The sequence below is a fragment of the Amycolatopsis sp. SID8362 genome, assembly GCF_010550475.1.
Taxonomy (GTDB): domain Bacteria; phylum Actinomycetota; class Actinomycetes; order Mycobacteriales; family Pseudonocardiaceae; genus Amycolatopsis; species Amycolatopsis eburnea.
In genome coordinates this window covers 1-1071 of record NZ_JAAGNB010001798.1, presented here as the reverse complement: position 1 = coordinate 1071, position 1071 = coordinate 1, and the positions used below count along the sequence as shown (strand labels likewise).

Below are 1071 nucleotides of genomic sequence, written 5' to 3'. Positions count from 1 at the left end.
TGCAGGCACAGCGCCTCTTCGGCGAAGACGACCGGCAGGTGCTGGGTGAGCTCTTCGATCCGCGCGCAGCCCAGTTCGGACGCCGCGTGCAGGATCAGCTCGACGAGCACGGCCGAGGGCAGCACGGTCCGGCCGAATACGGTGTGCCCGGCCAGCCACGGCTGCTGCGCGGCCGACAGCCGTCCGGTGAACAGCCAGCCGCCGTCCTCGGCGAGTTCGACCGCGGCGCCGAGCAGCGGGTGCCCGGCGGCCAGCAGGCCGGCGGCGGCGACCGTGGCGTCCGAACCGGACTCCGGCAGCGTCACCGGCTCGGCGCCGCCGGGGAAGGCCGCGGTCCAGTCGACGCTCACCCCGGACACGTAGGCCGCGGCGAGCGAGCCGAGGAACGAGCGCGGGCCGTCCTCACGACGGCGGATCGAGCCGAGGACCACCGCGCGGCCGTCGAGCGTGTCGATCGTGTCCTGCACCGCGACCGTGAGCACCGGGTGCGGGCTGATCTCGGCGAAGACGCCGAGCCCCTGCTCGACGAGCCCGCGGGTGGCCTCGTCGAAGCGGACCGGGTTGCGCAGGTTCCGGAACCAGTAGCGGGCGTCGAGCAGCGAGGTGTCGAGCGGGCCTTCGGTCACCGTCGAGTGGAACGGGACGGCGGTGGCCGACGGCGCGAGCGGGGCGAGGTCGGCCAGCAGCCGGTCGCGGATGCCGTCGATGTGCCGCGAGTGCGCGGCCAGCCCGACCGGGATCCGCCGGGCCCGCACGCCTTCGGCGGTCAGGTCGGCCAGGAGTTCTTCCACCGCACCGGAATCGCCGGAGACGACGACCCACGACGGCGCGTTCACCGCCCCGATGTCGAGCCCGTCCCGGCCCGCCAGCCACGACCGGACGTCGGCGACCGGCAGGGGGACGGAGATCATGTCGCCGCGCCCGGACAGCGTGGCCTGGGCCTGGCTCCACCGCGCGGCCACCCGCATCCCGTCCTGATGGGACAGTGCGCCGGTCGCGCAGGCCGCGGCGACCTCGCCGAGGCTGTGCCCGACGACGGCGGCGGGCTCGACGCCGTGCGCGCGCCACAGC

The 1071-nt window shown here is 75.4% G+C and carries 1 protein-coding gene; it reads right to left on the bottom strand.

Annotation, left to right across the window (positions count from 1 at the left end):
- On the bottom strand, positions 1–1071 hold a 1071-nt coding region (locus G3I65_RS54930; protein WP_160704428.1), incomplete at both ends, for an acyltransferase domain-containing protein.